Consider the following 6,522-nt stretch of genomic DNA (forward strand, 5'->3'; position numbering starts at 1 on the left):
CAGCAGAAGTTGAGGAGTGGTCCGCTGAACGTTTTGGTTGGGATTTGACTGATTTGGACATAACTAAGGTGGTTTGGGTGAAACAATTTAGAAAATTATCTCTTCCCATTTTCACCCTATTTGTCCACTTTTACTTGACGACGTACACCGTCTGGATCTAGCTGGAGAATGGCTTGGGGTAAACGCTGAAGCAGCCAGTGGTCATTATTGGTCATTAGCAATCCGTAAAAAGAACTAGCGGGTTGGTAGTCAGCCACCAAACGGCACTGACTAATTGGGTAATCGAAGAGCCCTACCATTTATCGATTATGGAGGTGAAGGAGTAGGCTAGCGGTTTGATTTTCTTCCGCAAGAAGCCTGTCAGGCACAAGGGTGGCCAACCAATTTTATGACCTATCCAGGGAGGCAAAGCTACTACGGGTTTAGCTGGCAGGGAGGGGTTACCCTATGAGTATAGATTTGTCTTTGGTTGAACTCGCCAGGCATCTATTTGTTCAAGAAATTTGTTTGAAATCTGATTGAATGGTTGCCCGTGTTTGTGTATTAGGGGGTGATTGTCTGCTAACGTTGTAAAGCCGTAACGTACTTCACTTACCCGTATGCGACTAACTAAGCCTGACAGAAATGAACAAGTGAGTGTCTCGTGAGTGTCTCGCCAAAACGCTGGATAATGTGACACCGACCGAAATGGATTGGAGACGTTATGAGCAAATCCTAGCCGAACGGTACCAAGCAAGTCACACCAGCGCCCTGCTGCTAATGGTGGCTCAACGGCCAATTAGCTGTCCGCACTTACCGTAATCAGAAATTACAAAGCGCATAAAAGCCTTTCTTTCTTTTTCACCCATAGCTGTCTACTTTTGGCTGAGGTATACACTAAAGGGCTGCTTCCTGGACGGATTCAAGGAATCTTAAACGGGGTACGGTCTATAGTAGTCCAGGCACTAGGGCACCAAGTCACTAGCTCCCAGAATTTGCTTATCCCGATTGAAAGCTACTGTATTGATGAACCCTTACCGACTTATTGATTAGTCAACAAGCATTCGCCAGCCTGCCAACTATGACAAATGATACCCTACCGCAGCCCTCAGTCTTTTCACCAGACAGCCACTTAACTAGTCTCTTCCTGCAGTTTCCAGCAATGGTGGCCATTTTCAGCGGACCCCTGTTGCGCTGCACCTACGCCAATCAACTCTTTACACAACTGTATGCTGGTCGGCCCATTATTGGCAAAACACCCCCGGAAATCGCTCCCGAACTAGAAGGAAAGGGCTATTTCGAGATGATGCACGAGGTGTGCCGGACGGGTAAACCCTTTTATGGCTATGCCGATGCGGCCACCGCTGACTGGAACAACAGCGGTCAACCATCTACCAAATACTTCAACTTTGTTTATTCGCCTTATCAAGTAGACGAAAATGCCGTTGGTCTTATTGCCTTTGGGCTGGAGGTAACCGATCACGTACTGGCACAAAAGGAAGCCGAGCAACGGCAAACCTTCATTAACACCATCTCTAGGGCGGCTCCCACCGGACTTTGGGTCTGCGGACCAACGACAGACGAGTGCATATTCGTCAATGAAACCTGGATTAAGTGGACCGGTAAACCGCTGGACTATCACTTAGGCACGGGCTGGGGCAACAATCTGCTGGAAGAAGATAGAGAAGGGGCTTATCAGGCGTTCCTGCATTGTTATGAAACTAAAGAACCCTATCGGTATGAGTACCGGATCCAGTCGGCGGATGGTTCGGTCAAATGGTGCCTTTCTTCGGGTGGACCCTGGTATCGTGCCGATGGGGCATTTGGGGGCTTTGCTGGGTCAGTGGTTGACATCTCCGACCGAAAGCAGGAGGAAAAACGGATTCAATCGATGGTCGAAGCGCTGCCGCTTATGGCCTGGACCGCTAAGCCGGAGGGTGCGCTGGAGTACGTTAACAAACGCTGGTACGAGTACACCGGCCAGACACCCCAGGAAGCCTTGGGTAGCGGCTGGGCCAGCACCCTGCCTCCAGATACAAAGGAAACTGTTTTGACCAAGTGGCAATACTCGCTGCGAGACAAAGTCCCTTACGAAGTAGAATGCCAATACCGCCGGCACGATGGGGAATACCGGTGGCACATTGCCCGGGCCGAACCCATTAAAGACGAAGCGGGTCAGGTGTTGTACTGGCTAGGCACGTCGACTGATATTCATGAGCAAAAGTGCCTGACGGATCAGTTGGAACGTAAAGTTCAGGAGCGTACCCATGATCTGATTAGCGCCAATCTTGCCTTGCTTCGGTCGAATGAAGAACTGGAACAATTTGCCTACGTGGCCAGCCATGACTTACAGGAGCCCTTGCGGAAGATTCAGTCCTTCGGCGATCTGCTGAAGACGCAACACGCTGAGGCCTTGGGTGAGGGGATAGGGTATTTGGAGCGGATGCAGTCGGCGGCCGGCCGTATGTCCACGCTGATCAAAGACCTGCTGGACTACTCACGCATATCCGCCTTGCAGGACGCCACCGCCTCCATTGCGCTAGGGGCGGTGGTGCAGGCGGTTTTGTCGGACTTAGAGATCCGGATTAGGGAGACTGGTGCCCAAGTGGTTCTCGAGCCGTTGCCGACCGTGCCGGGCGATGGTTCCCAACTGGGCCACTTGTTTCAGAACTTGTTGAGCAACGCCTTGAAGTTTCGTCGCCCCCAGATCCCTCTCCTGATTCGGGTCAGTTGCCAACGCCTGCCTGCCGGAGCGCTGCCGCCATCAGTGCGGCCCAGGCGGGCCGCCTCGAGTTATTATCACATTGAGGTGGCTGATAACGGGATTGGTTTTGAGCAGAAGTATGTGGACCGTATTTTTCAGATCTTCCAGCGGCTACACGGCAAGAGCGAGTACGCCGGTACGGGCATCGGGCTGGCCATCTGTGCGAAGGTAGCGGCCAACCACGGCGGGGCCATTACGGCCAGGAGTCAACCCGGTCAAGGGGCTACTTTTACCCTCTACCTGCCGGCGTAGCACAAGGCGTTAGTCAAGGGTTTGTTCGGAATTGGGTCGGGTGATCCGCCTACTTAATTAAAAGCCCATTCTCAGTTAACCCTCCTGTGCGAGACGAAGGAGTGTTTATGTATTTGCTTGTTAACTAGGCTAGCCGCCCCTGCTGGCCTCTTCTAAAAGGGATACAACAGGGACTAGAACGTTATCGATCAAACTTCTCAAGAGCTTCTGAGGTAACCGGTGTGAAGAAATTCACCAGATTGCCATCCGGGTCCCGAAACAGGAGCGAACGATTTCCCCAAGGCATAGTTGTCGGCTTCTGAACGAGCCTATCGCCAAGGGTGTCGGCTAACTTTTGATACTCTGTATCAACATCATCAACCTGAAATTCAAGAATGACAGACTCATTACTGGAAGCCTTAGCTATGTCGTCTCCTCCAAAGAGTTGCAGGGTGCGCGTGCTGCCGATGGCTAAGGTGGCCAAAGGCGTCTGTAATTCGGCGAAATCATCGGTATACTGTGTCACGGATAGGCCAGTGATCTGCTCGTAGAAGCGAACCAAGGGCTTTATGTCCGCCGTGATAATTCGAAGGGAAATAAAATTCATGGAATCGGTGAATTTGTTTTAATTCATACAAAGTACAGTGGGTATACTGACAGCCGTATGTCAGCAGAGATTGCCTTATCACTCATGGTACTATCCGTCTCGCAAAACACTCCCATATGAGACGAAGGGAGTTGCTGTTGCCTTAGCTTACTTCGACCACAAGCGGGGATCAATTACCAGAGGCTTCTCGTCAATGACCCGTATCGAGCCATAACTACTATGGGCCGGATGCAGTAAGTAGTTGATCCCGGATGGCATCACCGAGGAGGGTACACCCAAGGCCAACACATCCGGCTTGGCTAGCCAATCTGCGAAAAGATGCTGACTCCGGTGGTAGGTGTTCTCTTGCCAGTAAGGCGGTAGGCCAACCGCGGCCACGACCCGCTGGCTATCCTGGGGTAACTCCAAACTGAACAACCGGTAGGCGGGTAGCTCATCGTAGGGTACTTGGGGCATGTGTACCAGAATCTCGACTAAAGCTAAAGCAGGATGCTCAGCCGTATAGAGGATGCCAACACCCGGTGAATTCCAACGGCCTCCATTGAGCCACGTACCGGTAACATCCAGGGGACGGTCGGCATACTTCTGCCGCACCACACGATAAACGATGGTCATAGCTTACCCGAAGATACCATAGTCAATACGGCCCAGCACTCGGTCGACTAATGTATAGCCTGTGACCGTATCCAGGGCCTGTAAGGGGGTTTGGTAGTCCAACTCCCGTAAGGGGGAGCGTAGCCAGCCAAGGACGGTTTTGCTGCGTTCCTCGAAGGTATCTAAAGCGTGCAGGAGCAGGTTCTCTAGCAGCAGCAGCCGCTCGGAGGCATCCTGACTGATGCGCTGATCAAACTTGAGCCGATGCAGGTAAGAAGCGGATAAGCCTAAGGCCACGGCCAATTCCTTATCGGTTAAGCCCACCAAAGCGGCCACACGGTCGGCCTCGGCGCGCAGTACGCCTTGTCGACTGCGGGAGATGATTTCCTGCTCGGTCAAGAGCCGAGGCAGCAGGGCTGGGTTGGGTGCTACAAAAGGCAATGCAAGGGCCATGGCAATGAAGTTTTAGACTAAGCTAACTACAAAAGTTCACTCCATCAAGTTCCTCATTCTGATTCATGAAGTCCATGGTTTAGCCTACTAGGGTAAGCTGGTTGAGTACAGGGATATAAGCTCTTGTTAGACTGACCCAAGAATATAAGTATGTGCCGCAAAAGGGGCGTTTAAATGGACGGCCTTTTTGAATACCTATCAACTCTATTGCCTGGCATACAAGCAATTTTTTAACCCCTGTCAACGACAATCAATCGCATATGTGGACAACGACAGATCAACCTGTTTGGTACTATAAGGTGATTGAAGGGTAGTTCCATGTACCCGGCTATAAACATGTACCCGGCTATAAATCAGATACGTATGAAGGGTATGAAATAAAATAAATAGAAGGGCCATTAATAGAAAATACCAGCGACGAAAAGTCAGGTTGATACAAAACGAATGACCAATTAAGCCAATACCGATTAACCATACGAAAGGGGTATAGGCAGGAGCCATAAACCCTGGCCAGCTTTGGCTCCAGCTACTGGCTGGAAAGTAGATCAATGGGACCCAGGAAGCGAAATAAGTCAGCAGGCCGACGCTGTAAAAAAGAAGCCCTTTCTTCTGGGTGTCAGTTGCCAAACCAAGGGGCATTAGCAGAGCGAGTATGAAAACGATTGACCGGAATGTAGTTTCACCATACGTTATCCAACGAGGAATAGAATGCCCGAATACGTTCGGCTGATAGGCAGGCGGTAGTTTAGTGGTTAGACTGAGATTCCAGATTAAAACAGGTAGGGTCAGTAGGAAGCAGTTTGCCCAATAGGGCTTAATCGAGTTTATGCTCATGGGGTAGAAGGCGTAATTACGTCGTGTTGGTTAAGCACAGGAGTCCGTTCACGGAGTGTAGGTAGCAGCTAGCTGCTTATCTCAGGAAAGATAGATCAGCACTATCTCAACCGGACGATTCAGTGTATGAGTCATCAGCAGGTTTGACGCTATGACAATAGACAAGGTTAGTGCGATATAGAACTTATAGCTGATCAAAGAAAGTTTATTATCCATTACTCGTCCATGAGTCAACTCAGTAGTTGATCTGATTGTGGTCAGGTTAAGGAACTGAATGGTGGCCTAACAAGATCTCATTGAACTTTCATGTCAAGTAATACTTGTCTTAACCCCCTGAATGGCTGGACAAAATTGTAAAAACAGCCGGGTCGCCGGTGCAATTAGTCCTTTTACATTCAGATATCATGAGCAAAATCAGGCGGAGTTTTACTCCCGAAGACCGCTACTCCATCGTCCAAGAAGCCATCCGCGACGGCCATGCTGAGACGTGTCGCAAGTACAATGGCACGGGCCACCCCGCTATCCCCTTCGTTGCTGCGTAAATGGCGATTGAAGTATTTGAGCAAAGGCAAAGAAGGCCTCAAGGACTCCTACTCACGTGTTGATCCCCAACTGCAAGCCCTCGAAGAAGAAAATGAACGCCTGAAGCGAATTGTGGCAAAACAGGCTTTGGAAATTGAGCCGCGGTGGCGGACCACTTAAAAGTGAACTGCTAAAAAAACGCCTATTCGGTCTCATAGAAACTTGTGCTAATGAAACAGTTCGAATCTCGTGTTAACCGCACTCTATTATGCCAGTGGCTAGGCCTTCCACGGAGTGTATATTATTATCAGCCCCAGTCCGGTACACCTGGAGCACGACCCAGCCAGGTAACCATGAAACTGGATGGATCGTGGGTAGGCAATCAACTGGTAGTGAGCAGTATTCGGCAATTACTATCTGTTGAGTGTCATTGATGTTTATATCGGACCGATTTCTATGATTCAAACAACAACGGGGAAATAAAAATCTTTATATTTTTCCCTCCTTTGGACACAGGCATAAACGCGATGGATTAGTT

6 protein-coding genes are annotated in these 6,522 nt (G+C 50.0%); 2 read left to right on the forward strand and 4 right to left on the reverse strand.

Annotation, left to right across the window (positions count from 1 at the left end):
• Positions 1-1,060 precede the first annotated feature (1,060 nt).
• Positions 1,061-2,995, forward strand: coding sequence for a PAS domain-containing sensor histidine kinase (locus tag ACYVEA_RS34090; RefSeq protein WP_461117856.1), 1,935 nt, complete (start codon positions 1,061-1,063; stop codon positions 2,993-2,995).
• A 181-nt stretch (positions 2,996-3,176) separates the two neighbouring features.
• Here the strand turns inward: ACYVEA_RS34090 and ACYVEA_RS34095 are convergent, their stop codons facing one another.
• From ACYVEA_RS34095 to ACYVEA_RS34110, 4 genes are all read right to left on the reverse strand, one after another.
• Positions 3,177-3,581, reverse strand: a complete 405-nt coding sequence (locus ACYVEA_RS34095) for a VOC family protein (protein ID WP_461117857.1) — start codon at positions 3,579-3,581, stop codon at positions 3,177-3,179.
• A 147-nt stretch (positions 3,582-3,728) separates the two neighbouring features.
• Positions 3,729-4,196 (reverse strand): RES family NAD+ phosphorylase, encoded by a 468-nt coding sequence (locus ACYVEA_RS34100; protein ID WP_461117858.1) that lies wholly within the window; start codon positions 4,194-4,196, stop codon positions 3,729-3,731.
• 3 nt (positions 4,197-4,199) lie between these two features.
• Entirely contained in the window at positions 4,200-4,628 is a 429-nt protein-coding gene (locus ACYVEA_RS34105; protein WP_461117859.1) for an antitoxin Xre/MbcA/ParS toxin-binding domain-containing protein, read from the reverse strand.
• A 240-nt stretch (positions 4,629-4,868) separates the two neighbouring features.
• Positions 4,869-5,462, reverse strand: a complete 594-nt coding sequence (locus ACYVEA_RS34110; protein WP_461117860.1) for a hypothetical protein — start codon at positions 5,460-5,462, stop codon at positions 4,869-4,871.
• Between the two features lie 477 nt (positions 5,463-5,939).
• Between ACYVEA_RS34110 and ACYVEA_RS34115 the strand changes: the two genes are divergently transcribed.
• A complete protein-coding gene (locus tag ACYVEA_RS34115; protein ID WP_461117861.1) occupies positions 5,940-6,164 on the forward strand; it encodes a transposase in 225 nt (74 codons plus the stop codon).
• Positions 6,165-6,522: the final 358 nt, after the last annotated feature.

Source organism: Spirosoma jeollabukense (assembly GCF_054777855.1).

Coding starts and splice junctions, on each gene's coding strand:
- ACYVEA_RS34090 (WP_461117856.1), top strand. CDS start 1,061: ATGACAAATGATACCCTACCGCAGCCCTCAGTCTTTTCACCAGACAGC.
- ACYVEA_RS34095 (WP_461117857.1), bottom strand. CDS start 3,581: ATGAATTTTATTTCCCTTCGAATTATCACGGCGGACATAAAGCCCTTG.
- ACYVEA_RS34100 (WP_461117858.1), bottom strand. CDS start 4,196: ATGACCATCGTTTATCGTGTGGTGCGGCAGAAGTATGCCGACCGTCCC.
- ACYVEA_RS34105 (WP_461117859.1), bottom strand. CDS start 4,628: ATGGCCCTTGCATTGCCTTTTGTAGCACCCAACCCAGCCCTGCTGCCT.
- ACYVEA_RS34110 (WP_461117860.1), bottom strand. CDS start 5,462: ATGAGCATAAACTCGATTAAGCCCTATTGGGCAAACTGCTTCCTACTG.
- ACYVEA_RS34115 (WP_461117861.1), top strand. CDS start 5,940: ATGCTGAGACGTGTCGCAAGTACAATGGCACGGGCCACCCCGCTATCC.